The organism is Janthinobacterium saanense (assembly GCF_014200675.1).
GTDB lineage: Bacteria > Pseudomonadota > Gammaproteobacteria > Burkholderiales > Burkholderiaceae_D > Janthinobacterium.
This window is the reverse complement of sequence record NZ_JACHCI010000002.1, coordinates 286,414-312,075: the sequence shown is the minus strand read 5'-3', so window position 1 is coordinate 312,075 and position 25,662 is coordinate 286,414. Positions and strand designations below refer to the sequence as shown.

The 25,662-nt window shown below is 58.8% G+C and carries 31 protein-coding genes; 12 read left to right on the top strand and 19 right to left on the bottom strand.

The window, feature by feature from the left end:
* Window positions 1-165 precede the first annotated feature (165 nt).
* From HDE72_RS04300 to HDE72_RS04285, 4 genes are all read right to left on the bottom strand, one after another.
* The gene (locus HDE72_RS04300; RefSeq protein ID WP_183737486.1) at window positions 166-1,125 is read right to left on the bottom strand and encodes a response regulator; all 960 of its coding nucleotides are present in this window, start codon (window positions 1,123-1,125) and stop codon (window positions 166-168) included.
* A gap of 7 nt (window positions 1,126-1,132) precedes the next feature.
* Window positions 1,133-1,414, bottom strand: a complete 282-nt coding sequence (locus HDE72_RS28050) for a BLUF domain-containing protein (RefSeq protein WP_183737485.1) — start codon at window positions 1,412-1,414, stop codon at window positions 1,133-1,135.
* Window positions 1,326-1,553 carry a hypothetical protein gene (locus HDE72_RS04290; protein ID WP_183737697.1) on the bottom strand — a complete coding sequence of 76 codons (228 nt, stop codon included), beginning with the start codon at window positions 1,551-1,553 and terminating at the stop codon, window positions 1,326-1,328. The genes HDE72_RS28050 and HDE72_RS04290 overlap by 89 nt, the downstream gene beginning before the upstream one ends.
* Window positions 1,554-2,142: 589 nt before the next feature.
* Window positions 2,143-3,276, bottom strand: a complete 1,134-nt coding sequence (locus HDE72_RS04285) for a sensor histidine kinase (protein WP_183737484.1) — start codon at window positions 3,274-3,276, stop codon at window positions 2,143-2,145.
* A gap of 434 nt (window positions 3,277-3,710) precedes the next feature.
* Here HDE72_RS04285 and HDE72_RS04280 point away from each other — a divergent pair, with 434 nt between their 5' ends.
* The 5 genes from HDE72_RS04280 to HDE72_RS04260 all read left to right on the top strand — a co-directional run bounded on the left by HDE72_RS04280 (window position 3,711) and on the right by HDE72_RS04260 (window position 8,495).
* Complete coding sequence (locus HDE72_RS04280; RefSeq protein ID WP_260176485.1) at window positions 3,711-4,109, top strand: DUF2946 domain-containing protein; 399 nt, start codon at window positions 3,711-3,713, stop codon at window positions 4,107-4,109.
* 157 nt (window positions 4,110-4,266) lie between these two features.
* A complete protein-coding gene (locus HDE72_RS04275; protein ID WP_260176484.1) occupies window positions 4,267-6,594 on the top strand; it encodes a TonB-dependent receptor in 2,328 nt (775 codons plus the stop codon).
* Between the two features lie 188 nt (window positions 6,595-6,782).
* Window positions 6,783-7,124 carry a hypothetical protein gene (locus HDE72_RS04270; protein WP_183737482.1) on the top strand — a complete coding sequence of 114 codons (342 nt, stop codon included), beginning with the start codon at window positions 6,783-6,785 and terminating at the stop codon, window positions 7,122-7,124.
* A 215-nt stretch (window positions 7,125-7,339) separates the two neighbouring features.
* A complete protein-coding gene (locus tag HDE72_RS04265; RefSeq protein ID WP_183737481.1) occupies window positions 7,340-7,771 on the top strand; it encodes an EamA family transporter in 432 nt (143 codons plus the stop codon).
* A 91-nt stretch (window positions 7,772-7,862) separates the two neighbouring features.
* Window positions 7,863-8,495 (top strand): alanyl-tRNA editing protein, encoded by a 633-nt coding sequence (locus tag HDE72_RS04260; RefSeq protein ID WP_183737480.1) that lies wholly within the window; start codon window positions 7,863-7,865, stop codon window positions 8,493-8,495.
* Window positions 8,496-8,529: 34 nt separating this feature from the next.
* Here the strand turns inward: HDE72_RS04260 and HDE72_RS04255 are convergent, their stop codons facing one another.
* Window positions 8,530-9,333, bottom strand: a complete 804-nt coding sequence (locus HDE72_RS04255; RefSeq protein ID WP_183737479.1) for an AraC family transcriptional regulator — start codon at window positions 9,331-9,333, stop codon at window positions 8,530-8,532.
* Window positions 9,334-9,460: 127 nt separating this feature from the next.
* On the opposite strand from HDE72_RS04255, the gene HDE72_RS04250 reads away from it, so the two are divergent.
* From HDE72_RS04250 to HDE72_RS04240, 3 genes are all read left to right on the top strand, one after another.
* The gene (locus HDE72_RS04250; protein WP_183759309.1) at window positions 9,461-9,958 is read left to right on the top strand and encodes a GNAT family N-acetyltransferase; all 498 of its coding nucleotides are present in this window, start codon (window positions 9,461-9,463) and stop codon (window positions 9,956-9,958) included.
* Between the two features lie 57 nt (window positions 9,959-10,015).
* Window positions 10,016-10,582, top strand: coding sequence for a TetR/AcrR family transcriptional regulator (locus HDE72_RS04245; protein ID WP_183737477.1), 567 nt, complete (start codon window positions 10,016-10,018; stop codon window positions 10,580-10,582).
* 90 nt (window positions 10,583-10,672) lie between these two features.
* Complete coding sequence (locus tag HDE72_RS04240) at window positions 10,673-11,500, top strand: oxidoreductase (protein WP_183737476.1); 828 nt, start codon at window positions 10,673-10,675, stop codon at window positions 11,498-11,500.
* Between the two features lie 20 nt (window positions 11,501-11,520).
* Here the strand turns inward: HDE72_RS04240 and mdcH are convergent, their stop codons facing one another.
* The 9 genes from mdcH to mdcA all read right to left on the bottom strand — a co-directional run bounded on the left by mdcH (window position 11,521) and on the right by mdcA (window position 18,845).
* Window positions 11,521-12,453 (bottom strand): malonate decarboxylase subunit epsilon, encoded by a 933-nt coding sequence (gene mdcH / locus HDE72_RS04235; RefSeq protein ID WP_183737475.1) that lies wholly within the window; start codon window positions 12,451-12,453, stop codon window positions 11,521-11,523.
* On the bottom strand, window positions 12,450-13,058 hold the full coding sequence (locus HDE72_RS04230; protein ID WP_183737474.1) for a malonate decarboxylase holo-ACP synthase: 609 nt from the start codon (window positions 13,056-13,058) through the stop codon (window positions 12,450-12,452). The genes mdcH and HDE72_RS04230 overlap by 4 nt, the downstream gene beginning before the upstream one ends.
* Window positions 13,058-13,822, bottom strand: coding sequence for a malonate transporter subunit MadM (gene madM, locus HDE72_RS04225; protein ID WP_183737473.1), 765 nt, complete (start codon window positions 13,820-13,822; stop codon window positions 13,058-13,060). The genes HDE72_RS04230 and madM overlap by 1 nt, the downstream gene beginning before the upstream one ends.
* On the bottom strand, window positions 13,815-14,228 hold the full coding sequence (madL, locus tag HDE72_RS04220; RefSeq protein WP_183737472.1) for a malonate transporter subunit MadL: 414 nt from the start codon (window positions 14,226-14,228) through the stop codon (window positions 13,815-13,817). Before madL ends, madM begins: the two co-directional genes overlap by 8 nt.
* Window positions 14,229-14,302: 74 nt before the next feature.
* Entirely contained in the window at window positions 14,303-15,139 is an 837-nt protein-coding gene (gene mdcE, locus HDE72_RS04215) for a biotin-independent malonate decarboxylase subunit gamma (RefSeq protein WP_183737471.1), read from the bottom strand.
* Window positions 15,136-15,990 carry a biotin-independent malonate decarboxylase subunit beta gene (locus HDE72_RS04210; RefSeq protein ID WP_183737470.1) on the bottom strand — a complete coding sequence of 285 codons (855 nt, stop codon included), beginning with the start codon at window positions 15,988-15,990 and terminating at the stop codon, window positions 15,136-15,138. Before HDE72_RS04210 ends, mdcE begins: the two co-directional genes overlap by 4 nt.
* The gene (locus HDE72_RS04205; RefSeq protein ID WP_183737469.1) at window positions 15,987-16,295 is read right to left on the bottom strand and encodes a malonate decarboxylase subunit delta; all 309 of its coding nucleotides are present in this window, start codon (window positions 16,293-16,295) and stop codon (window positions 15,987-15,989) included. The genes HDE72_RS04210 and HDE72_RS04205 overlap by 4 nt, the downstream gene beginning before the upstream one ends.
* Window positions 16,282-17,181, bottom strand: coding sequence for a triphosphoribosyl-dephospho-CoA synthase (locus HDE72_RS04200; RefSeq protein WP_183737468.1), 900 nt, complete (start codon window positions 17,179-17,181; stop codon window positions 16,282-16,284). Before HDE72_RS04200 ends, HDE72_RS04205 begins: the two co-directional genes overlap by 14 nt.
* Window positions 17,181-18,845 carry a malonate decarboxylase subunit alpha gene (gene mdcA / locus HDE72_RS04195; protein WP_183737467.1) on the bottom strand — a complete coding sequence of 555 codons (1,665 nt, stop codon included), beginning with the start codon at window positions 18,843-18,845 and terminating at the stop codon, window positions 17,181-17,183. The genes HDE72_RS04200 and mdcA overlap by 1 nt, the downstream gene beginning before the upstream one ends.
* Before the next feature lie 120 nt (window positions 18,846-18,965).
* On the opposite strand from mdcA, the gene HDE72_RS04190 reads away from it, so the two are divergent.
* Window positions 18,966-19,871, top strand: a complete 906-nt coding sequence (locus tag HDE72_RS04190; protein ID WP_183737466.1) for a LysR family transcriptional regulator — start codon at window positions 18,966-18,968, stop codon at window positions 19,869-19,871.
* 109 nt (window positions 19,872-19,980) lie between these two features.
* Here HDE72_RS04190 and HDE72_RS04185 read toward each other — a convergent pair whose 3' ends face one another.
* From HDE72_RS04185 to HDE72_RS04170, 4 genes are all read right to left on the bottom strand, one after another.
* Window positions 19,981-20,283: an HNH endonuclease gene (locus HDE72_RS04185; RefSeq protein ID WP_183737465.1), complete on the bottom strand. Its 303-nt coding sequence runs from the start codon at window positions 20,281-20,283 to the stop codon at window positions 19,981-19,983.
* A 69-nt stretch (window positions 20,284-20,352) separates the two neighbouring features.
* The gene (locus HDE72_RS04180) at window positions 20,353-21,273 is read right to left on the bottom strand and encodes a catalase family peroxidase (protein ID WP_183737464.1); all 921 of its coding nucleotides are present in this window, start codon (window positions 21,271-21,273) and stop codon (window positions 20,353-20,355) included.
* Window positions 21,274-21,304: 31 nt separating this feature from the next.
* Window positions 21,305-21,511, bottom strand: a complete 207-nt coding sequence (locus HDE72_RS04175) for an anti-sigma factor (protein WP_183737463.1) — start codon at window positions 21,509-21,511, stop codon at window positions 21,305-21,307.
* Window positions 21,508-22,092 (bottom strand): sigma-70 family RNA polymerase sigma factor, encoded by a 585-nt coding sequence (locus tag HDE72_RS04170; RefSeq protein ID WP_183737462.1) that lies wholly within the window; start codon window positions 22,090-22,092, stop codon window positions 21,508-21,510. The genes HDE72_RS04175 and HDE72_RS04170 overlap by 4 nt, the downstream gene beginning before the upstream one ends.
* A 225-nt stretch (window positions 22,093-22,317) precedes the next feature.
* Here HDE72_RS04170 and HDE72_RS04165 point away from each other — a divergent pair, with 225 nt between their 5' ends.
* The 3 genes from HDE72_RS04165 to HDE72_RS04155 all read left to right on the top strand — a co-directional run bounded on the left by HDE72_RS04165 (window position 22,318) and on the right by HDE72_RS04155 (window position 24,283).
* Window positions 22,318-22,770: an Rrf2 family transcriptional regulator gene (locus HDE72_RS04165; protein ID WP_183737461.1), complete on the top strand. Its 453-nt coding sequence runs from the start codon at window positions 22,318-22,320 to the stop codon at window positions 22,768-22,770.
* A gap of 20 nt (window positions 22,771-22,790) precedes the next feature.
* Window positions 22,791-23,399, top strand: a complete 609-nt coding sequence (locus tag HDE72_RS04160) for a class I SAM-dependent methyltransferase (protein WP_183737460.1) — start codon at window positions 22,791-22,793, stop codon at window positions 23,397-23,399.
* A 116-nt stretch (window positions 23,400-23,515) separates the two neighbouring features.
* Entirely contained in the window at window positions 23,516-24,283 is a 768-nt protein-coding gene (locus HDE72_RS04155; protein WP_260176482.1) for a phosphodiester glycosidase family protein, read from the top strand.
* A gap of 3 nt (window positions 24,284-24,286) precedes the next feature.
* Here the strand turns inward: HDE72_RS04155 and HDE72_RS04150 are convergent, their stop codons facing one another.
* Window positions 24,287-25,567, bottom strand: coding sequence for an arsenic transporter (locus HDE72_RS04150; RefSeq protein ID WP_183737458.1), 1,281 nt, complete (start codon window positions 25,565-25,567; stop codon window positions 24,287-24,289).
* Between the last annotated feature and the right edge of the window lie 95 nt (window positions 25,568-25,662).

The window sequence follows — 25,662 nt, the reverse complement described above, 5'->3', positions numbered from 1 at the left end:
AAACACCCCATAGTATGAGTTCAATTCATTTTCTAGTGAGAGTTTTGTGTAGTCGTATCTGTGGCATCATGAATGATGTGCCGTAAAATGGCTACTACAGGCTAAAGTTCTGGGATCTTGATGAAGTTAAAGACTACTTTCAGGGTACTGCAAGCAATCAGTATTTTAATTGCGTTGCAAGGCACTTCTCACTTTATTTAAAAAACCTGTGCGCTCTACAGGTTTGATAATAAAGTCGACCACTCCGATTTTCAAGCATTCGTTGACTATATTGTGATCACTATTCCCGGTCACGATGATGAGTGGAATTAAGGCCCATCTAGGCACGGCCTTCAAGTGCTGTGCAATCTCTATACCATTTACGCCTGGCATTAAAATATCCATGATAATCAGATCTGGCAGCTGCTTGCGTATCGTTGACAACACTTCGCTTGCTCCGTGCGCCACTAATATTTGATAGCCAGCCTCCTCCAGAATGTCACTCAATAGTTTACACATGAATTCATCGTCGTCAACTACCATAACAATAGGCAATGTCTTGACTGAGTCAAACGTGATTTTTCGTTCGGCAACAGCAAGTCCTCCTACCATAGGCTGATTTTGAAGTTCCTGAGTATCAGGCGCTCCTATAGTCCGCTTGATAGACACGCACAGTTCTTTAAATATTTCATCAGGTTTCTGCCAGGTGGAATCGGGCTGGGTTATCACGCCACGCTCAGCCAGATGGCCAAGTGCTAGATGAATGGACATCGCCAAACGATGACGGTCATAGTACATCGGCCAAAACAAAACATAATCGTCAAACAACTTTTTTCGGCAAGCCTGGTAGCTCGCTGCCACGTTGTCCTTGCTACTCAAGATGATAGTCCGATGCGGATGGAGAGGCAATTTCGCGCTTTGTCGGTAGAGTGACAAATAATTACGCTCCGATTTTTCGAGAGTGTCAAATGCCAGGATCAAAACATCGGCTGGCCTTGCATCGAATTCGGCAGCCATCTTTTCTGGATCGCTAGACAAGCTGATATTATCGAATTCTCCATCCAGTACGTCACGTACCTGTCCAGTATCGCGCATGGTGTCACTAAGGATCAAGATCGGTGAGTGAAATGTTTGCCGAATTTTCATATGGTTTTCAGATTGTCCGATAACAAAGAACGCGCTTGCTCATTGTGTATCGATACGGTGAAATGGTGATCGTGAAGTTTCGCTGATCCGCTGCAATCTTTACATATAGACGAAGTACCGCTAATTCCGGCCCCTCCAGAATCTGAGCAAACATATCTCCCGTATAAACGAGAACACCAGTCACACCAGTCTGCCCTTTGTTATGATGAGAAGTTGCCAGAATATCTTGTACCTGAGCCTCCGATATCGTAACGGCGGCAGTGTGAGCAAGGTAAAAAATACGTATCATCAGGAATCACTTCTTTCATACGCCATAACGTAGTAATGTCTCTGATCGGCATAAATTTTGGCGTTTTAAAAAACTGCCGCAGGTAAATTTCTCCATGGTAAAGCACCTTCCATTCTGCCGTATCTTTACCGGTTTTCACTATTTCATGATAGCTTAATAGGTAATGTTTCCGCTTGAAAATTATTGATGTAATAATTCAATTCATAGAAACAATTTATGAGAACTCGATAAAATCATCTTAGCCAATTTAATTCTACTTTACTTATGGAAGTAGCCGAATGAATCATAGTACTCTCATTTCACATAAGTACTACCTGATTCTTAAAAAATATCCATCTCCAGGATACGATTTATAGGTTAATGTAATTTTAGTCAATCTGTTAAAAATGATAAAATTATTATTTAAATAGCGCACTCTGATACCTGGATACACTATCCATAATCATAGTTCCGCGTCGCTCTTCGGTAGCGCGTCTCCTGCCAAAAAGTCAAGGATAATTATGCTGCTAACGTGGCTCAAGGGGAGACTGGTACGCATGAACTGTTCGGGATGAAAGGTTGCTATTGGCTGTAGACCGCATGTATTGCTTGGGAATAGGAGTAGCTGCTTATGTTGGGCAGAATTTACAGCTTTCACTATGCTGATTACAGGATCGCTATACGCATGGCGCATCGGCACTCATGTCAATTTTATATGAGGAAAATTAATTCCAAAGACAGTATTTTATTCAGTTAACAACTGGTCTGCGGGGAATGGAAATTTTCACAACCCAACCGATCTCGGACTGATTTTGAATACTAAGTGATCCTCCATATGAAACGACACTTTGTTTAGCTATTGCCAGAATTAAGCTAGAACCGATTCTATCTCTGTCAATTTGAGTCGATTGTGAATGCGTGGAATCGACCTCTTGTGTGTCAACGTCACTGCAATTATCTTTTACATCGATCTGAATTTGATCACCAGATGCGTAAACAGCAAGAACAACATGATTATTCGGTTGTGTGAACTTAACCGCATTTTGTAAAATTCGCACCAAGGCAATTAGTAGCAGTGAACGATTTCCAGAAGTTGCCAAATCAGGATCGACAGGCATCAACCTTAATTCACATTTTATATTTTCATAACTCAGCTCGGCAGAAGATAAAACTTCGGCAATAAATGATGAAATTGGAAATGTATTTAGAACGATTTTTTGCCTGACAATCTCATTGATATCATCAACAGAGCTATCGATAAGCCTTCCCAAATTAAGTATACTCTTTTCAAGTATAACTCCTGTTGATCCGGATAGATTTAATCTGCTAGATTTTGCTGCAGTAAATGCTAACGACGTTGTGCCCAGAAGATTGCGTAATTCATGCACGAAGTGCCTTAACCGATCGTTATTTTCTTTCGTTACTTTATTCGCCTCGATCAAGTCACGCTGATAGCTGAATTCAGTAACCGCATCCGCGGTTGCATTCTCTAAACATCGACTCAAAGTCCGAAATTCGTGTATGGTAAAAGTAATTTTCCGCTCAATTGCTAGATCTGTTATTGACTGGCAAAGGTCACCATAATCATGAACAACCTGCTTAACTGAAAAGCCAAGAACCAGCAACTCTCGTGCATGCTCCACGGCTGAGATAGCTATTTCAGAAAAAGCCAAATCTCCATTTTCTGGTCCCGAAATCCCAAATGCAACGATCGATTGCGATGTATTTTCAGCCGCTAATGTTCGAATCAATTGATCCAGGAGCATTGGCACCCCATTCTGCAGTTGAAGCTTGGAGGCCATTCGTCCAGGCCGAAGCGCAACTTTCTCACGGCATCGAGCAGCAAGATTTGTTCGATTATTAATGAGGAACTCATACATCATTGTATGCTCCTATGGGCTTAATTTTCTGCAAGCAACTTGATACCCAAAAAAGCATCACAGCACCAAATCATATTAGCATAAATTGCAAAAAAAACATTTAAAAATTAAATCTTTTTAATTTGGTATGGAAATTGCCAAGCGTGACTAATTCTTTGCCGCTATGAATTCACTTTTTCAGTAAAGGGTTAAGCGGCGAACGTTCGAACGATATCCCTAACGATGGCATTGCAACTGAGTTGAAATGATGCTGTTCGTTTTTTCGCAAAATTTCGAACTCTGTTTACCTGCTTTCCACTGCCCGTATCACAGGCCGCCCACATCGACGCGCAGCAGGTTTTGTTAGGTGTTAAAGGCAACGAATAGGCTGATGCAGTAAGCGACCTGATGCGGATACTTATGCAAGTAAGGCATGAATTCTTGCTATACTCGCGGGCATGGGAAAACGGACAAGAAGGCAGCGCCTGCATATCTGGATCGCGTGTTTCGCGATACTGATGAATACGCTCGTGCCGTCGATTTCCCATGCCCTCAATGCGAGGCAGCCACACGGACCGCAGATCACACAGATCGAGATCTGTACCATCGATGGAGTCAAGTACCTCAATGCCGATGGCTCGATCGCGGTCAAGTCGCCGCTCGATTCGGTGCTGCATCACGTTGAGCATTGCCCCTACTGCGTCAGCGACGCTGCCACGCCGCCGCTGCCCACGACTTTTGCCACGCCCTTGCCCGTGAAAGCTGGCATGGCGCTGTACCCTGCCCTGTTTTACCTCGCTCCTGAGCCCTTGTTTACCTGGTCTCAGCCGCATTCCCGCGCCCCTCCCACCGCCTGACTAAAGCTGGCCCTGCTGCATCGCCAGTGAACTGCCGGCTGCAACGCCACTCCATACTTTACCTTGCCTGCGCCCGCATGCGCTTGGCCGCCGTCGATACGCGACGGTGGCCATGCCTGCCCGCCGCTATGGCCGCTTTCTTGTTCCAGGAATACCTATGAAATTTGCTTCCCCTAATTCCAGCTTGCTGCTGGCAACGTGCATGGCCTTGTCGGTACAACAGGCGTGGGCCGACGACCAGATACCGGTCGTGCAAGTTACCGGCAGCACGCCGGACCCGACGGATATCCGCTCGCCGGCGACGATCGCCACCGTCACCGCGCGCCAGCTGGCAGAGACCAACAATGTAATGAATGTCGAGGATGGCCTGAAATACCTGCCCAGCATCCTGGTGCGCAAGCGCTTTGACGGCGATACGCAAGCGCCGCTGGCCACGCGCACCACCGGCATCAACGCCAGCGCGCGTAGCCTGGTCATGGCCGACGGCGTGATGCTGTCCGCGCTGGTCAATAACAACAACGGCAACGGTTCGCCGCGCTGGTTCATGGTGGCGCCGGAAGAAATCGAGAGCATAGCTGTGATGTACGGCCCCTATTCGGCGGCCTACGCGGGCAATTCCTACGGCGCCGTGGTCAAGCTCAACACGCGCATGCCAACGCAGTTCGAGGCCAGCGTCAAGCTCAACGCCGCATCGCAAAAGTTCGGCCTGTACGGCACCAATGACCGCTACGGCACGCAAGACATCAGCACCACCCTCGGCAACCGCGACGGCGCGCTGTCGTGGTTCGTCAGCGCAACTCACCTCGACAGCCACAGCCAGCCGATCACTTTTGCTACGCTGAACCAATCGGCCAAGCCGGCCGTGCCCGGCGATCCGACGATCAATGGCGCCTATCCCGACCTGAGCCGCACCAACGGCGCGATCCAGGTGCTGGGCGCCGGCAATATCACCCACACGGTGCAGGACAGTGCCAAGCTCAAGCTGGCCTACGACTTTTCGCGCAACGTCAGCGCCGTCTACACCTTGGGCTACTGGCATAACGACGCCGACGCCGGCACGAATTCCTACCTGAGCACGGCCAGCGGCGCACCCTATTATGGCGGCGCCAGCGGCAACGTCAATATCGGCGGCAAATCCTATAGTGCGAGCAGCGTGGCGGGCCAGTTCTCGGCCAATAGCAGCACCCAGCAGCACTGGATGCAGAGTCTGGACGTCAAAAGCCGCCATGGCGCGGACTGGGACTGGGACGTGGTGGCCAGCAATTACCACTACGCCACCGACCTGACGCGCACTTCGTCCGGCTTGTTGCCGGCTGGCCAGAACGGTGGTGCCGGCCGCACCGCCGACGCCGGCGGCACCGGCTGGTCGACGCTGGACCTGAGCGCCAGCTGGCATCCGGATGGCCTTGCCGGCCCGCATGTACTCAGCTTCGGCCTGCATGGCGACCAGTTCAAGCTGGTCAGCCCGACCTACAACAGCGTCAACTGGACCCAAGGGGACGAAACCAGCCTGTATAGCAACTCGCTCGGCAAGACCCGCACCGAGGCGCTGTGGCTGCAGGACCAGTGGCGCATCGCACCCACGCTGACGGCCACCCTGGGCGCGCGCTATGAACAATGGCGGGCGTTTGACGGCTACAACTATGCGACGGCCAACAACGGCAAGGGCTATGCCGTCAGCCAGCCGGCAGTCGAACGCAAAGGCCTGTCGCCGAAGGCCAGCTTGAACTGGAAGATAGCACCCTTGTGGCAAGCCACTGCCTCGTTCGGCAAGGCGCTGCGCTTTCCGACGGTCGGTGAGCTGTACCAGAACGTCCAGACCGGCACCACGTATACCCAGGCCAACCCTTTCCTGAGGCCAGAAAACGTCAAGTCGGGCGAACTGGCTTTTGAGCGCAACGGCGATGGCAGCAAGCTGCGCTTGTCGCTGTTCGAGGAACATGTGAGCGATGCGCTGATCTCGCAAACCAGCTTTATCAGCGGCTACGCCACGCCGGTGTCCTTCACGCAAAACGTCGACAAGACGCGCCAGCGTGGCATCGAGCTGGTCGGCGAACGCCAGAACGCCCTGCTCCCTGGCCTGGACCTGAGCGGTTCGATCACCTATGTCGACGCGCGCATCCTGGCCAACAGCAGCTACGTGCCCACCAGCGCCGGCGCCACCTCGGTCGGCGCGCACACGCCCTATGTGCCGGAATGGCGCGCCACGGCCATGGCGACTTACCGGCCAGCCGAAAAATGGGCCATCACCCTGGCGGCCCGCTACAGCGGCAAGCAATATGGCACGGTCGACAACACGGATGTCAACGGCCACAGCTACACCGGTTTCGAAGGCTACCTGGTGGCCGACCTGCGCGTGCACTATCAGCTCAGCCGCCAATGGAGCCTGGCCGGCGGCGTCGACAACCTCAATAACCGCGATTACTACCTGTATCACCCGTTCCCGCAGCGCACTTTGTTTACGGAGCTGAAGTTTAATTATTAAGCGAACAAGTCATGCCGCGCCGGCAGCAATGGCGCGGCAGACGATTTTCAGGGTAATGGCACGCTTACTTTGCAAGTCGTGCATCAACATTTGCTTACACTTTACACATGCCATTTGTCATCCAAGGTACTCAACCATGCGTTAATTGCTTGTCATAGTTGACAACGTTATTTCCTTGGAGAACTAAAATGAATAGCACTATGAAGATTTTTTCCATCACGGCCGTGGTTCTGCTCACTTTGGCCTCCTCCGCAGGCAGCGCATTCGCAGGCGAGACAGCGTGGCAAAAGCAGCATCCACGACGTGAACAAGTCAATCATCGCCTGGCAAATCAAGACCGCCGCATTCACAAGGAGGTGAAGGAAGGCGAAATCAGCAAGACCCAGGCTAGCGCTCTTCATAGTGAAGATCGCAGTATTCGAGGTGAGGAAAAGACCATGGCAGGTCTTGATGGCAGCCACATCACGAAGGCTGATCAACATTCGCTCAATCAACAAGAAAACGCCGTGAGCAAACAAATTGGAAAATAGCAGCTTAAAGTACAAGGTGGGAGCCAGCTAATGTTTCCACCTTGTGATTGCTTGCCGTTCGCGCTAGCAGCGTCCGCACTATTCGTAAAACATACCCGGCTGCAACACTTCAATCTCTACCATTTCGACGCTGCATCCCTTATGATCGACTGCGTCGCTGGCTGCCATGCACCGGCGCCCGCCTCTGATTTCTCTGCGCCGAAAAGGATGTCCATATGTCCCTGCAATCAAACTGGATCACTTTCGCCCTCGCCTCCGCCGTCTTCGCTGCACTGACCGCGCTGTTTGGCAAGCTGGGCGTGGTTGGGCTGAACTCCAATCTTGCTACTTTTATCCGTACTGTGGTGATCCTGGCCGTGATCGGCGGCATCGTGTCCTTGCGCGGCGAATGGCAGAGTCCATCTAGCATCAGCGCGCGCAGCTGGCTGTTCCTGGTGCTGTCGGCAATCGCCACGGGGCTGTCCTGGCTATGTTATTACCGCGCTCTGCAACTGGGGCCGGTCAGCAAGGTGGCGCCGCTCGACAAGCTCAGCGTGGCGTTGGCCATCGTGTTCGGTATCGTCTTTCTCGGCGAAACCCTGACCTGGCCGGTGGCGCTGGGCGGTGCGCTGATTGTCGCCGGGTCTATCATCATGGTGGTTTTCTAGATATTTACCCAACTCTCCGTCAATTTTTTACAAGCGCTACCCTCGCCGCTTTCCCTAGAATCCGGATTCACGATTCCATGAGGGCATAAAGATGACGCAGCGTACTTACTTCAATAGCGACCAGTTATCCATGCACACGCAGGTGCTGAACTGCACGCCCGCCGATGATGGCCAGTTCCACGTGGTGCTGGCTGCCACCTTGTTTCATCCGCAAGGCGGTGGCCAGCCTTCCGACGTGGGGACGATCAATGGCGTGGCTGTCAGCCGGGTGGTGCAGCAGGACGAGCTGCTCATCCATGTGACGCAGGCGGCGATCACGCCTGGCGAAGTGGACATAACCGTGCTGGCAGAGCCGCGCCAGTTGCATGCCCGTTTGCATTCCGCCGGCCATCTGCTGGCGAACGTGATCGAGCCGCTGGGCTGGCGCGCCGTCAAGGGTCATCACTGGCCAGGCGAAGCGCGCGTGGTGTTCGAGCGCACGGCTGCGGCGCAGGAGTTGGACGCCGATACGGTGCAGGCGGCGGTCAATGCGCTGATACATTGCGATGCGCCCAGGAAGATCGATATGGGTAGCGACAAGCGCATGCTGGGCTTTGGCGCCCTGCCTATGACGGCCTGCGGCGGCACGCATGTGGCTTCGGCCGGCCAGATCAAACAGGTCGTTTTACTCAAGATGAAAGAGAAAAAGGGACAGCTTTCGGTGCAGTACGATGTGGCCGCATAGGTGGCCGCATAGGTGGCCGCATAAGTAGCGAAAACTAATACTGTGACGGCGCAACGCCATAAGCGCTGCGAAAAGCCCGGTTAAAATGGCTCTGGTCGTAGAAACCCACTGCATGGGCGACCTGGGTCAGATCCTGGCGGGCGCTGGTCATCAGGCTGCAGGCGCGCTCCAGGCGCAGCCGTACCAGCCAGGCGTGCGGCGTCATGCCGGTGGTGCGCTTGAACAGTTTCAGGAATTTGAAACGCTCGATGCCGCACAGGGCGGCCAGTTCGTCCAGTGATAGCTTGTCGGCCAGCCTGGCTTCGCAATACTCGCGCACTCTTGCACGCTGGCTTGCCGACAGCTCACCATCGACCGCTGCCGGCGTCCTCAGGCGGGTACGCGACAGCAAATGTTCCAGCAGGGTCAGCCACTCGGCTTGCAGTTGCAGCGGCGAAGCCGCGTCACCGTCCTGAAAAGCCGCATGCAGCATGGACAGCCGGCGCGCAGCAGCCGGATCGAGCAGGATGGCGTCGCCCAGCTGTCCGCCGGACCCCGAGATTTCCTCAGCCAGGCCGTCCAGCATCCCGGGTGCGACCCGGAATGTCTTCAAGGTATAAAAACCATCGTCGGCATTGAAGCCGTCATGCATTTCGCCGGGTGGCATCAGCTGGATGGTGCCTGGCGTGAGTACCATGTTTTCGCCATGCAAGACCTGGCGTTGCACGCCCTCGGTAATCACGCCGATGTGATAATCGAGGTGAAAGTGCCGCTTGAAGCGAAATGTCGCCAAGCGCGCCTCACCCAGCACCAGGCCTGGGTGTTGATGGCTGCGGCTGTATTGGACGATATCTTTCATGCTGGGCGGGCGTTATTTCTCTGACAGGGAGCAGCGGATTTTACGCGTCTCGCCCAGCCGGGTCCAGCGCTTGACAGCATGCCCGCCAGACGCCTAAGCTGGCACTCTTGCCATTTTCATCACCGCCATGAACGCCATGCTGCGCCTGCCCGGGCACTCCGATTACGAAACCATCGCCACATGGATAGCCGACGCCGCATCATGCGCCCGCTGGGCTGGACCGAAACTACGCTACCCCTTTTCTCCGGTGGAACTGCAAACCATGCTCTCTTCGGTGAACGGCCTTGCCGGCGGGGCGAGTTACTGCCTGGCCGATGCAAGCGACGCTTGCGCCAGTCCGTTGGGGTTCGGCCAGCATTGGGTGGCCACGCCGGGCGCGGTCCATCTGGGCCGCATCATCATTTCTCCCTTGGCGCGCGGCAAGGGCCTGGGCCGAACATTTTGTACCTTGCTGATGGCGCAAGCCATCCAGGCCACAAACGCCGCCACAGTGAGCTTGCGCGTTTACCGTGACAACGCCCCTGCCCTGGCGCTGTACGCCAGTCTTGGATTTGTGGCCGAGGAGGCGGACTCCAGCGACGAAATCCTGTTCATGCGCGCCGATGCAGCGCCCCCGATTGACTGACTGGGCACTCTCTTATAATATGCAGGCTTTCAAGAACCAGTATTCCTGTCAGCAACCATGGCCAGACCAAAAAGTGAAGAACGACGCGCGGCCATCCTGGCGGCGGCAAGCCGGGTGATCGCCAGCCAGGGGCTCAGTGCGCCCACGGCCATGATTGCCAAGGAAGCCGGTGTGTCGAACGGATCGCTGTTCACCTACTTTGAAACCAAGGCAGTGCTGCTCAATGCGCTGTATCTTGAACTCAAGGCCGATCTGAGCTCGGCTGCGCTGAAGGGCTTGCCTATCGACAGCGATATTCGCAGCCAGATGCTGCAATTGTGGCGCAACTGGCTGCGCTGGACAGCGGCCGCCCCGGAAAAACATAAGGCGATGACACAGCTGCTGGTGTCTGACGATATTACCTCCGACACACGGCAGGCTGGCATGGAGGCGACAGCGGGCATGGCGGCTTTCATCGAACGCAGCCGCCAGCATGGCCCGCTGCGCGATGCGCCCCTGATTTTTGTTGGCACTTTGCTCAGTTCCATCGCAAACGCTACCGTCGACATGATGATCGCCGACCCGGCAAATGGGGAGCAACATGGCATGACGGGATTTGACGCCATCTGGCGTGTGCTCGCTTGAGCAGGAAGGCTGACACTTTCAGTCAGCGTTTTCATCTTTAAATGACTGACTAGTCAAACATTGCACTATTTCAACATTGGAGTCAAGAGCATGAAAACAAACACCAGCAGCAAACCAGTGGCCTTGATTACAGGCGCCTCCTCCGGCATGGGCAAGGACTTTGCCCTGCGCCTGATCAGCGAAGGCTACGAAGTCTATGGCGCTGCGCGCCGGACAGACAAAATGAACGACATCAAGGCAGCGGGCGGCCGGGTGCTGGCGCTGGACGTGAGCGACGATAACGCCATGTTGGCGGCGGTGCAGCAAATCATCGAAGAGCAAGGCCGTATCGATGTGCTGATCAATAACGCCGGTTATGGCCAGTATGGCGCGCTGGAAGACGTGCCGCTAGCCGAAGGTCGCCGCCAGATGGAAACCAATCTGTTCGGCGCGGCCCGCCTGGTCCAGCTGTGCCTGCCGCATATGCGCGAGCAACGCTATGGCCGCATCATCAATATTTCCTCGATAGGCGGCAAGCTGGCCACGCCGCTGGGTGGCTGGTACCACACCTCCAAATACGCCCTGGAAGGTTATTCCGATGCCTTGCGCAACGAGGTGCGCCCCTTCGGCATCGCCGTGGTGGTGATCGAACCGGGCGGCGTCGAATCCGAATGGGCAGGCATTGCGTCGGAACAAGCTGGCCGCTACTCCGCCGATGGCGCGTATGCGGGCCTGGTACAAAGTTTTGGCAAGCTGCAGGCGACCGCCAGACAGGCCCCTGCCAAGGTCATCAGCGACCTGATCGTCAAGGCCCTGAAAGCCAAACACCCGAAGGCGCGCTACCACGGTGGTTTCATGGCGGCACCGCTGCTTTTCCTGCGCTGGATATTGTCTGACCGCATGTTTGACCGCCTGATTAGCAAGGCCATGCAGGGCTAGGCGGGCACTGGGCAGCCGGCTTAGCGTGTACGCCTCGCCTCTGCCAGCATGGCCAGCAGGCTGTCGCTGCGCTGGCCTTCGCAACTGATGGCCAGGCCATCGGCCAGTTCGGGCGCCGTCAGCCGGGTCAGCACGGCGCCGCTGGGCATTTCCAGTGCCAGCCGCGCGCCGCGCTCCCAGGCCAGGCGCACGGTATCGGCCCAGTTCACCTGCCGCGCCATATTGCTGGCCAGGCTGTCGCGGATACGGGCCGGCTCAAACAGGGTGCGCGCCGCGCTGCTACTGAGGTAAGTTAATACTGGCCGGCGCAAGCTCACTTGCGCAAAGGCCGCCGCCATCTCTTGTGCTTGCGCGTCAAACAGCGGGCAATGGGAAGGAACATTGACGGCCAGGCGCTGAACCTTGCTGGCGCCGTGCTCCAGTGCCAGGGCCATCACCTGCTGCAGCGCAGTCTCGCTGCCGGCAATGACGATCTGGCGCCTGGCGTTCAGGTTGGCGATATGAACGGGAGACGCCACACTGTGGATCTGCGCCACCAGCGCTGCCAGCGGCGCTTGTTCCAGGCCCACGATGGCGGCCATGCCGTAGCCGCTGGGGTACGCCTCTTCCATCAACCGCCCGCGCAGCGCGACCAGCCGCAAGGCATCGGCGTAATCGAGTGCCCCGGCCACCACGGCGGCCGGATACTCGCCGATGGAAAAACCGGCCACCATGTCGGGTCCACCGCCCTGCGCTGCCAGGGAGCGCGCCATCGCCACGCCAGCAATCAACAGGCATAGCTGCACGGCGCGGGTCGAGGCCAGCGCCGCTTCTGTATCCAATGTCAAAGGATCCAGTCCCAGTACGGCTGCGGCTTCATGCAGGGTTGCGGCCACCGCCGAGTCGTCTGGCAAGGCATGCAGCATGCCGGTGCGCTGCGAACCCTGGCCGGGAAAGGTGAACAAAATACTCATGGCTGCTCCCACGGCGACGCCGTCAGCACAGGTCCCAGCGCCGTTTTCAGCAGCACGCGGGGTCGCCCGGCCGCCCACTCGGCATAGGCAAAGCCACCAGCACCCGTGTCGATCTGCAGGTCGAGCCGGCAGTTGCTCACGCTCGCAGCGATGCTGCGCAAGGCGGCTGCCTGCGCCGCATTGGGTGGACAGTCCAAACGCAGCAGCAGATCGAGGTCACTATCGATGCGCAGCACCGGCAAGCCGCTGGCCAGTGCAAAACCCACGCCACCCGTTGGTCCCCACGGCAAGCCGGTGGCATCCAGCAGCGGCTTGAGTTGATGCAGCGCTTCGATGGCGTGGCAGTCGGGCCAGGCTGGTACGCTGGTCGCCAGCATTTCTGGCGTCACGCAGCGCAGCACGGCGCTGGCGTCGATTTCGGTAGCGTGGCGCTGGCTGCGGGCCATGCCGCGCAGCCCTACTGCTATGCGCCCGCTGGCGGCTGGCGCGCGCCGTACTACCAGCGGCGCCATCGCCAGCCATTGCGGGCACACCCAATCGGGTAAGGCTGCGTCCTGCGGCCAGGCGCGCGCCCATAGCAAGTCATGCGGGCGGTAGGCCACCATCAGCCCATTACCGCTTTCACGGCAAAAAACAGCAGCGACGGCCCCAGCAGACAGCCCAGGCCAGTATGAAAAGTCGCCACCAGTGCACCATACGGCACCAGCTTGCGGTCAGTGGCCGCCAGGCCGGCCGACACGCCGCTGACCGTGCCCGCCAGGCCGCCAAAGACCATCGCCGAGCGCGGCGTTTTCAGGCGCAAAAAGCGCGCCGCCACCGGCGTGCCCACCATCACCATGATGGCCTTGATCAAGCCGGCCGCGATACTGAGCGCCATCACGTCGGAACTGGCGCCGATGGCCGCGCCCGTGACGGGGCCGACGATATAGGTCACGGCGCCGGCGCCTATGGTGGTCATGCTGACGGCGTCCGAATAACCAAACAGATACGCCACGCTGGCGCCCACGATGAAGGGCAGCACGATGCCCAGCAACAGCGCGATGACGCCGATCAATCCAGCCTTGCGCGCTTCTACCGCCTGCACTTCGAAGGCGGTGGCAACGATGGCGAAGTCGCGCAACATGGCGCCGCCCATTAATCCTATGCCGCCAAACAGCGATAAATCGGCCAGGCCTTTATGGCCGCCGCTATGGATACCGCCCCAGTAAGCCAGGCCAAGCCCGATCACGATGGCGATCGCCGAGCCGTGCACGCGGCCCAGGGTCAGGTAGCGTGACAGCGCGCCGGACAGCAGCACGATCAGGCCGACAAAGGCAAACGCCGTCACCAGGCCATTGTTCAGGGCGGCTTTTTCAAAGATTTCAAGCATGGTGCACCTCCTTGGCCAGGTTCAAGGTATCGTCAGCAGCGGCAATCGCCTCCGGTTTTTCCATGCGGTTGATCAGCGAGATGGCGCAGGCGCAGATCAATACCGCGCCCAAGGCGGCCAGCACCGCTACCGGCCCGCCGCGCAATGCTGCCACCACATCCTGCTGGGCAGCCATCGCCACCACCACCGGGATATACATGGCGCCCCAGTATTCGACGCCGCGTTCGGTCAAGGCCGGCATCCACTGCTTGTGCTGCAGGTACAGGCGGGCGAAAATGAGCAGCAGCATGGCGATGCCGACCCCGCCCACATTGGTTTTCACGCCCATCAACTGGCCGAGCAGGTCGCCCAGGAAGATGCCGAGCAAATGGCAAAGCGCCAGTAATGCGGTTCCGTAGATAATCATGGTGTTGTCTCCGTTAGCATGGAATGACTTTCAAGTCTTCTCTGTCTTCTCGTATTGTGATTTTTTATACACTGCTAGCTGCCCTGCCCCTCCTCCTTCTCCACCCATTGCTGGCGCAGTAATTCACGCACGCGCAGCGACGCTTGCCGGTTGGCCGCGCCCAGACGGCTGGCCAGGCCGCGTTCGGCATCGACGCGGATATCTGCCAGCGCTGCCTGCAAGCTCTGTTCGACCAGTGCGATATCGTCTGGCGAGGGCTGGTCTGGCTGGGTGACTTCCAGGGTTTGCCACAGCAGGCCCAGGCTCGCGTAGTTCTTGATGTCGTACGCCATCGGCGCAACGGTGACAGCCAGCGCTTCCAGCGCTTCCACCGAACGCAAGGTGATGCGCGCGGCCGAGGCCTTGCCCATGGCGTGCACCATCACTTGCGGATCGTCCAGCGCGATCAGCCGGTTGGCCTGGTAACCATGGGCGAGAAAAGCGCCCGACATGGCTTTGCCGACGATCAGGCCGATCACCGGGTGGCCCGCCAGCCGCGCTTCGGCATACGCGCCTGCCGCACCAGCCAGCGCCTGGTGTATGCCATACGCTTCTTCCAGCCGGCCATAAGCCTGGCTGGCCACATCGATGATGGCGACAATCGGGCGTTTGACGGCCAGATCGCGGTCGAGCAGCACCACCTCCTGCACCGCCCGCGCCAGCTGCCAGCCTTCGGCCAGGCCGACTTCACCAGTGCGTGCGCGGGCAAAACGGTTCGAGGAATCGGGCACGACGACGATATAGCGCGCATGGTGTCCGGCCAGCGGCGCATCGATGACGCGCACCGAGGCAGGATAAGACGGTGCTGCTGCCGCGTTGGCAGTCAGTGCCGCCAGCCAGACGGCGCCACGGCTGTATTCGATGGTGCTCATGCTGCATATCCTTTGCTGTAAATGCGGCGCACGGTGTCTGGCGTCACCTGCACGCTGGCATCGACTTCCGCCAGCCGCGCCAGGAAGCCATCCACCTGTGCGCTGCGGTGCTGTGCCGGCAGGCCGCGCTGGAACAGGCTTGCTACGGTGCTGCGGATCTGCAGCGTATCGTCTGCCACATAGGCGTCCACCAGGCCGCTGTGATAACGCTGCTCGCCACCGGTCAGACTCCAGATAAAGGGTTTGTCGCGCGAGTTGAATTCGGCTACACCTGCTTCCTGCTCAATCACGGCCGGGCCATTGAGGCCAAGGCGCGCTTCGCGGGTGACGACAAGATAGCTGCACAAGCCCGCCGCAATCGACATGCCGCCGTAGCAGCCCACGGTGCCCGCACTGATGCCGATCACCGGCTGATAGCGGCGCAAGTCCACGATGGCAGCCTGGATATCGGCGATGGCGGCCAGCCCAAGGTTCGCCTCCTGCAGGCGCACGCCGCCCGTCTCGAACAGGATCACGGCGCGGGTCGGTATGCCACGCCGGTTGTCTTCGGCCGCCAGTTCCAGCGCGCCGGCGATCTTGGCGCCGCCCACTTCACCCATGCTGCCGCCCTGGTAAGCGCCTTCAATCGCCAGTACCACGGTGCTCTGGCCGTTGAACAGGCCCTTGGCTACCACCACGCCATCGTCCGCCTGGGCGGTGACGCCCTGCTGCGGCAGCCAGGGCGAAGCCACGCCGCAAAACGGATCGAGCAGTTCGCGCATGCTGCCAGCATCCAGTAGCGCCCGGGCGCGGCTGCGCGCGCTGCGCTCGATAAAGCTGTCGCGTTCCAGCAGTTGTTCCTGTGTGCTCATGCCTGCCCCTGTGATGTCAGTTCTTCATATGCCTGTTCTATGCGCATGCGCACCACGCCGGGCGTGGCGCCGCAGTCGTTGATGATGATGCTGGCCGCCGGCAGCGGTTCGCCGCCAAACACGCGAGCAAGCAAGGCATCCCAGACGGCGCCCTTGCCATCGACCGAGGTGTTGACCACAATAAGGATCAGACCCTCCGCGTGCGGCTGCAGCAGCACTTCCAGATCGCCCGAGCCCACCACGCCGGCCAGGGCCCGTCCGGCAGCGGGCAAGCCCGCCGCAAAGGTATATTCACGCTGTTCCATGCTGTGCTCCATCTGTGTTATCGAGGCTGTCGAGGAATAAGGTCGCCGCCAGCAGGTCGGCCGCGCCGCCCGGCGACACGCCCCGCTCCAGCATCTGCGCTTCCAGCGCGAGCAAGGCAGCGCTGCCCTCCTTGCTGGCCGCGCCGCCAGCGGCCAGCACCTGCGCCGCGCCAGCCTGCATGTCCAGCAAGGTCGCCTTGCCGCCGCGCGACAGCACGCAGGTATCGTCCAGCTGCGCGATGATGGCCAGCAGCGCATTGAGGCGCGCCGTGGTTTCAGTGTCGCCGCGTGCCCGCGAAGCGCGCAAACAGGGCAAGCCGATATCGATCACATGCGGAAAGCCCGCCATGGCCTGGCCACGCGCGCCGTCCACCTGGTACTGGCGGCAAGCCAGTTCGCCCTTGTTGCCCGTCTCTGGCGGCGCGCCACGGTCAGGCAAACGCGCCAGCGCGGCGGCACGGGCGGCAACCGCAGCGGGCGTCAGCATGGCGCCGCGCACGGACAGCTGCGCGGCGGCCGTGACCAGCAGGCCCAGCGCCCAGATGGCGCCGCGATGGGTGTTGACGCCGCCCGTCGCCGCCATCATCAGCGCCTCGCCATGCCGGCCGATGCGCCCTATCTGCTGGCGCAGGCTGTCGTCATCTTGATACGCATGCCAACCGGCGTCGGCCAGCGCGGCAAACACCGGTTGCAGCACGCAAGCCGAATGGCACATCAGCGCCCAGTTCAAGTCCGTGTGTGCGCCACGGCTGCGCAGGTCGACCAGGCCAGGTTTCGGCGTCAGGGTGACTTCATCGAGCAAGGCTTGCACCACCTGCGTGGCCAGCGCCGCAGGTGTCAGGCTGCTTGGGCGCTGCCGTACTTGTAGAGTTGTCATGATCGTCATTACCAGCTCCTGAATTTGGCCGGTGGCTGATACAGTCCGCCAGACCAGTCCACCAGGTCGGCGATGCTTTTGGCCGCCAGCAGCGAGCGGCTGGCTTCGCCGCGCTGCACGCCGATGTCTTCCGGCAGCGCGATCAGGCCGCTGGCACGCAGGCTGGCCGTGGTTTTCGGGTCGTGCCGCAGGCCGATGGGCGTCACGCCCGCCACCGCCGCCAGCATGGCCTTGCGCTCTTCGAGCGAGCGCGCTTTGTATAAATACGCGATGCCTTCCTCGGTCAGCACGTGGGTCACATCGTCGCCATAAATCATCACGGGCGCCAGCGGCATGCCGCTGGCTTTCCCTACCGCCACCGCATCGAGCGATTCGACGATGGTAGGCTGGCCGCCGTCCTGGAAGGTTTCCACCATTTGCACCACCAGCTTTTTGCCACGCGCCAGCGGATCGTCGGTTTCGATCAAGTCCAGCCAGGCCGGCGTCGGGTGGCGCCTGCCATGCGGGTCGTGGCCCATATTGGGCGCGCCACCGAAGCCGGCCAGGCGGCCATTGGTCACTGTCGATGAATTGCCGGCGCCATCCATCTGCAAGGTGGCGCCGATGAACAGGTCGACCGCATACTGGCCGGCCAGCTGGCACAGCGCGCGGTTCGAGCGCATGGAACCGTCGCGGCCCGTGAAAAATACGTCGGGCCGGGCCGCCGCATACTGCTCCATGCCCAGTTCGGCGCCGAAGCAATGCACGCTCTCGACCCAGCCCGTTTCTATCGCCGGTATCAGGGTTGGATGCGGATTGAGCACCCAGTTGCGGCAAATCTTGCCCTTCAAACCCAGACGCTCGCCATAGGTGGGCAAAATCAGCTCGATGGCCGCCGTATTGAAACCGATGCCGTGATTGAGCGACTGCACCTGGTGTTTTTCATACACGCCGCGTATCGCCATCATCGCCATCAGCACGTGCACCGGCTTGATCACGCGTGGATCGCGGGTAAACAGGGGTTCGATAAAAAACGGTTTGTCGGACTGCACCACGAAATCGACCCAGGAACCAGGTATATCGACCCGTGGCAGATCGCTCACGTCGTCGACGATCTGGTTGACCTGGGCGATCACGATGCCATCGCGGAAAGCGGCCGATTCGACCAGGGTGGGCGTATCTTCGGTGCTGGGCCCCGTGTACAGATTGCCCTGGCGGTCGGCCATATAGCCGGCCACCATCACCACATTGGGCGTCAGGTCAACGAACAATCGCGCATACAGTTCGATATACGTGTGGATGGCGCCCACTTCGAGCAAGCCATCTTGCAAAAATTGGGCGATGCGCAGGCTTTGCGTGCCGGCGAACGAGAAATCGAGCTTGCGGGCGATGCCGCGCTCGAACAAATCCAGGTGTTCGGGCAGGCTGACGCTGGGCATGATCAGGTGCAGATGGTTGATCTTGTCGGGATTGACCCTGGCCAGCATGCGCGCCAGGAAGTCGGCCTGCTTCTGGTTATTGCCCTCCAAAACAACCCGGTCGCCCGGAGCCAGCAAGGTTTCCAGTACGGCGACCATATCGGCCTGCTGCAGCACGGGGCCGCTGGCGTAATGGCGCACGGCATCGAGGCGGCGCCGCTTTTCAGTACGTCTCTTGTCCCATTGTTTGGGCTGAGGTGGCGTTGCGGTGGACATCCTGTCTCCGTATGAGCTCTATCGAAACCATACGATAGAAAGAAAACGCTGCGGTTTCAATCAAGCTGCTACCATGTTCATTACTGTCAGGTTAATGAACTGCGTGAAAACTGGGACCTCATGGCCATTAACGAAGAAATTACGCTGAAAAAGCTGGAAGTGTTCCTCAGCTTTATGGAGCTGAACAACCTGGCGCGGGTGGGCGAAACCCTGGGACAGAGCACGGTCAGCGTACACCGTGCGCTGCACTCGCTGGAAGAAGGCTTGCGCTGCCCGCTGTTCAAGCGCGAAGGACGCAGCCTGATTCCGCTGCATACGGCCTACACTTTCGCTGAATCAGCCCGGCGCGCGCTGGCCGAATGCGAGGAAGGCGTGCGCAAGGTGCGCGAAATGTCGGGCATCAACCCGGTGCGGCTCAAAATTGGTTCGCTGTATTCGCTGACCCTGCATTGCATACCGCAACTGGTGATCGCCTTGAAATTGCGCCGTCCGGGCCTCGATATCGACCTGACCCTGGGTTCGAACCGCGAATTGCTGCAAAGCCTGGCCGATGGCCGGCTCGACGCCATCATCATCGGCGAACAGGGGGAAGAGCACCACGCCAACCTGGTGTCGGTGCCGCTGTTCCAGGACGAGGTATTCCTGGCCGCCCCGCCGGGTTCGCCCTATGCGGGCAGCCAGCCAGTGGATTTGCAGGCGCTGCGCGATGAAAAATTCGTCACATTGAACGATGGCTTTGTGACGGCGCAAAGCTTCAACCACGCCTTTGCACTGGCCGGTTTCGTGCCGCATACGGCGATGCGGGTGGGCGATATTTTTTCACTGATTAATATGGTTAGCGGCGGCCTCGGTTACAGCCTGCTGCCAGGCCGGGTCAGCGCCTTCAGCGCGCGCCTGGAACTGCTGCCGCTGCAGGCAAAATATGCCTCGCACCAGCTAATTACCCTGCTGATGCTGAAAAGCCGCGAACGCGACCCGAACTTGCTGGCCTTGGCGGCGGAATGCCGCATGTACCGGCGCGCTTGAGTCGCCGGCCAATTTCAAGTGCGTGATGACGCGCAGCGCATAAACGTATCGCTGCGACTGCATCGTCTGCACTCGGCCAGGTGATAAACTGGCGCCAAGAGCGCGATTTTCAGCGCGGGAATTTATACCGCACCAGCAGCGTAGGTCCCTTGCCGCCGGGTGGCGTCAGCAGTATCTCATCTCCCGGCTTCATCTCTTCATACATCACGGTGCAACAGGTGGGCATCGAGTGGCCGCGCGCCGGATAAACGCCAACGTCGGTGTGCAGGGTTGCAGCGCGTACGTCCACGCTGGTCTTGCCGGCCTTTTCTTCTTCTTGCAGCAGCTTGCGCAATACGGTGACGAAGTCCCCTTTGCTGAGCCTGGCAGGTGCCTGGCTTGCCTGGCGGTGAGCGGTAACGTCGTTTTTCATGGCAGTTTCTTTCAGTGTATACATTCCCGCCACTATATCATTCGCCCTTGGCGCAACGTGGCCAGAATGTCAGGCCGCTGCCTTGCGCCGCGCCAGCGACACCGCATACGCAGCTGCGCGCGACACCAGAATCGGGTCGTCCGAGGGCGCGATGCCGCGTGGCAAGATGATGGGCACGAATTCCAGGCCATCGCACAGTTCGGCGCCGGCCAGCCCGGTTATGTGCAAATCGCCTAGCGCGACCTGCCCTGCTCCTTGCCATGGCTGGCTGGAGTCAGTCAGCGTATCGCCGGCGGCCGGCAATTGCGCGTACACGGTGAACGATGCGGAGCCGTTCGCCAGGCGCGCCGCCAATTCTTCTTCCAGGAAGTTGTCGGAAAAGTCGCGCTCCTGATCGGCGCTCAGGTAGTGGGTGCCGGCAGCCGGCGCCACGATCAGGCGGGTGGTGGTCTGCCGGCCATCGGCGTTGCTGAACACAAAGGCGTTATTGGAAAAATAAGGGGTGGTAGCGTAAGACGCAGGCGCCGCGTGGCTGGCCAGCAAGGCTGGTTGGCGCAAACCGTCAGGGAAAGCCGCATTGTGCGCCGCGACTTTTGCGGGATCGGGCTTTTTCGTGGCCGGATCGGCTACGCGCGCGGCCAGGAAGCTGACGAACGATTCCGGCGTGGCGGCGAAAAATACCGGTTCCGATACCAGCACCAGGTCGTATTTCTCCGTGGCGCCCTGCAAGCGCACCGCCAGGCCGCGCACCGAGCGGCTCTTGTCGGACACGCCAGGGTTGCCGCCGCCGATGGAAAAGCGCACGATCGCAGTCAAAGGGCCAGCCTTGAACAGCGGGCTGTCGAGCAATGCTGCTGCGCCCTGTGCCGGAATGAATTCGCCGCTGGCGCAAAAGCCCTTGGCGTGCGAAGCGCGTTTGCCCGGATGTTTGCCGAAAGTATTGTTGAGGGCGTCGACCATGTCTGCCGGACTTGGGGTGGATGGGTGCATATTAAGCTCCTTCTTTATACTATGTGATTGTTCAGGGCTGGCTGCGGGCCAGTAACTCGTCCAGCTGTGAAAATAACTGGCTGAACTGTCTTGCGGCGACCTGGCAATAGGGGCAGGTTTGTATATGGCCAGCCAGCAAGGCCTGTTCGTCTGCGCTCAGGCTGCGGTCGCGCGCTTCGCACACCAGGTAAGTAGTGTCGCGGCAAGTGATGGATGACGTTGCTGCTCCCTGGCTCATGCAAATTCTCCCCAGCCGCGTACGGCGCAGTCGCGCAAGCGCATGCGCGCGCGGTACAAGATGACGCGCAGATTGCCGGCACTGAGCTGACAACCGGCTTCGATTTCGCATAAATCCATGCCCAGGTATTCGCGCATCAAAAATAGCCGCGCGCTTTGTTCGGGCAAACGCGCCATGCATAACTCTATGATGCCCAATAGCTGGCTTCGTTCCGCGATTTTTTCGCCGCACAGGTGATCGACAAAGGTCGCTGGATGCCAGGCGTCGTCGCCGGTGAACCAGCTATCGATGATGGCGTCGCTATCGTCATGCAAGACCGGCGCCATGCTGACACCCCGCACGCGGATCGCATCGACGATCTTGTGGCGCAAAATGCCGCACAGCCAGCTGCGCACGCTCGATTTCTGTGCGAAAGCGGACCAGTTGCGCAGCGCGGCGAACAGGGTTTCCTGCACCGCGTCTTCGGCATCGGCGCTGGAGGCCAGTTGCAGCTGCGCCAGACGCAGCAAAAAGCTGCGCTCGCGCGTGATCTGGTCCCAGGAGCCAGGTGTAGCCCCTGGCGTGGATAGGCATGTGGACATCGGTGGTGACTTCCTTACTTCTTTATACAGTTTTTTTGTTCTATTAAGTCGGCTTGAATCGGCACTTGTTACAACTATTTTCGGGAATATTTGAAAGATAAGCACATTATCACCGCGATTTTCACAGCAGCGCCCCGTGCAATTGAATGTCTGGTAGCAGGCGAGCACAATTTGTAACTTATAAAGTATCGTGATATTCTCGCTATCTGAATTTGAGGAGAACCCATGAGAAATGACAGCCGCCTGTCGCGCATGCTGCATGTGCTCTTGCACATGGCCCGGCACGACGGGCCTTTTACGTCCGAACAGATCGGCAAGATGCTCGACACCAATCCGGCCGTGGTGCGCCGGACCATGGCAGGCCTGCGCGAAGCCGGCTATGCCAGGTCGGTCAAAGGCCATGGCGGCGGCTGGACCATCGCCTGCGATTTGGCCACCACCAGCCTGCTCGATATCCACCGCGCCGTGGGCGGCCCGCGCCTGTTTTATATCGGCGGCGATGAGCCCAACCCTGCCTGCGCGGTGGCGCGCGCGGTCGACAAGGCGCTCGATGGCGCCTTGAAAGAAGCCGAGGCGCTGCTCAATGCCCGATTGCAAAGCGTGACTCTGGCCGACCTGCTGGTCGATTTCGATGCCTCGTGCCGCGCCGGCAACTGGACGATCGATGGTCACGAGTAAGCCTGTTTGAAAGGATCACCATGTCAAAACCCGAATTCTGGGAAGCAAACTTCCAGGACAAGCAGGAAATGTGGGGCATGGCGCCGGCCCATTCGGCCGTGCTGGCCAGCGACTTGTTTGCCGAACAATCCATCGACCATGTGCTGATACCCGGCATCGGCTATGGCCGCAATGCACAAGTGTTCAGGGACAAAGGCATGCAGGTCACGGGCATCGAAATCTCGCAGACGGCCATCGCCCTGGCCAGCAAGCATGTTGGCCAGGACATGCCCATCCATCATGGCTCCGTCACGGACATGCCGTTTGACAACGCCAGCTACGACGGCATCTTTTGCTACGCGCTCATCCATTTGCTCGACAGCAGCGAACGGGCAAAGCTGGTGCAGGACTGCTACCGGCAACTGGCGCCTAGCGGGCTGATGGTATTTACGGCCATCTCGAAAGAAGCCCATACCTATGGACAAGGCAGGCTGCTGGGCAAGGACCGCTATGAAATCCATGATGGCGTGAACATGTTTTTCTATGACGCAGCCGCGATACAGGCCGAGTTTGGCCAGGCCGGCTTGCTGGAAAGCCGCAAGATCCATGAAAACTTTCCCTTCTTCTTCATCATCTGCAAAAAAGCGTGAGGCCGCGTTCCGGCGCATGCCGATCAGCGCCCGGACTGGTATCATGTGGGCCGCGTCTGGCACAGCATCGTTGGCCTGGCGCTTACGCCCCATGATGACGAAAGAAGATGCCGCTGTTGAAGATATATCGAACCTTGCTTGCGCCACGGCGCCTCCTGGCCTGCGCCGCGCTGGCCCTGCCCCTGCTTGGCCAGGCGGCGGAGCTGAACCGCTATGTTTTCCAGGACACAGGCTATAGCGTTTGCAAGATCGATCTCGACAAAGACGACGTGCGCATGTACTGGAAAGATGACCGGGGCCAGGAGTTCCGGCGCCTGAACCAGCTGAAGCAATGGGTGCGCCAGCGCGGCGAAGAGCTGGTGTGCGCGACCAATGCCGGCATTTATGACACCGATTTGCGCCCGCGCGGCCTGTATATCGAGGATGGCCTGGTCAAACGCCAGCTCAACGAGCGCAAGAATGCCTACGGCAATTTCTATATCCAGCCCAACGGCGCGCTATTGTTGAGCGAGCGGCGCGCCGCCATCATCGATACAGACCAGCTATCCAAACATCGCGACACCCTGCTGACCGGCGTAAACTTCGCCACACAATCGGGCCCCATCCTGATTTACCACGGCCAGATCAATGCCCTGTTCATGCCCGATTCCGAAAACCGTGTGATACGCAACGCGGCCTGCACCGGCCCCGGCAATACCTTGACCCTGGTGGTGTCGCGCGACGTGGTGAGCTTTTATATGTTCGCCCGTTTCCTGCGCGAAAAACTGGCCTGCAATGACGCGCTATATCTGGACGGCAGCGTCTCGCGCATGTATCCGGGCGATGTGTTTGAAGTGGGGCCGGATTTTGGCGCGATGATAGGCGTGACGAAAAAGTCACCTTGACGATCAGCTGAGCCTCACGGCCAGCGCCGCCAGGGTCAGCAGCAGCACCGGCAAGGTCAGCACGATGCCAACGCGGAAGTAATAGCCCCAGGAAATGTGGATATTCTTGCTGTCGAGCACGTGCAACCACAGCAAGGTGGCCAGGCTGCCGATCGGCGTGATTTTTGGTCCCAGGTCGCTGCCGATCACATTGGCGTAGATCATCGCTTCGCGCACCGCGCCATGCGCCGTGGCCGGCTCTATCGATAAAGCCCCCACCAGCACGGTCGGCAGGTTATTCATGATCGACGACAACACGGCCGTCAGCACGCCCGTGCCCATGGCCGCGCCCCACACGCCATACTGTGCAAAGTGGTTCAATACTCCCGTCAGATAACTGGTCAGGCCCGCATTGCGCAAGCCATACACGACCAGATACATGCCCAGCGAAAAGACCACGATTTGCCACGGCGCATTCAAAAGCACGGCGCGCGTGGAAATAACATGGCCTCTGGCGGCCACCACCAGCAAGACAAGGGCGCCCACTGCAGCCACGGCGCTGATCGGCACGCCCAGGTCTTCCAGCCAGAAGAAGCCGATCAGCAACACGGCGAGCACCAGCCAGCCAGCCTTGAAAGTGGCCAGGTCGCGGATGGCGGCGCCGGGGCGCTTGAGCTGCGACAGGTCGTAATCGCGGGGGATATCCTTGCGGAAGAAGCACATCAGCACGCCCAGGGTGGCGAGCACGGCCACCACATTGACGGGCGCCATCACGCTGGCGTAGCGGGCAAAGCTGATCTTGAAAAAGTCGGCCGAGACGATATTGACCAGGTTCGACACCACCAGCGGCAGGCTGGCCGTGTCCGCGATGAAACCGGCCGCCATCACAAAAGCCAGGGTCGCTTTGGGCGAAAACTTGAGTTCCAGCAGCATCGCAATGACGATGGGCGTCAATATCAGCGCCGCCCCATCATTGGCGAACAGAGCGGCCACCGCAGCGCCGAGCAAGACCAGCAGCACAAACAGGCGCCGCCCGCTACCACCGCCCCAGCGCGCCACGTGCAGCGCCGCCCATTCAAAGAAGCCGGCCTTGTCGAGCAGCAGGCTGATGATGATGACGGCAACAAAGGTGCCAGTGGCGTTCCAGACGATATGCCAGACGACAGGGATGTCGGACCATTGAATCACGCCGGCAAGCAAGGCGACGCCAGCGCCTATGGCCGCGCTCCAGCCTATGCCCAGGCCGCGGGGCTGCCAGATGACCAGCACCAGGGTGGCAAGAAAAATCAGGAAAGCGGTCAGCATGAAACATCTCCATCAGCTAGGTAGTCAGGTAATAATTCGATGATAGTTGAATTATCGAATTTATGAAAGCGAGATCGATAAATCTTGCCATAAAT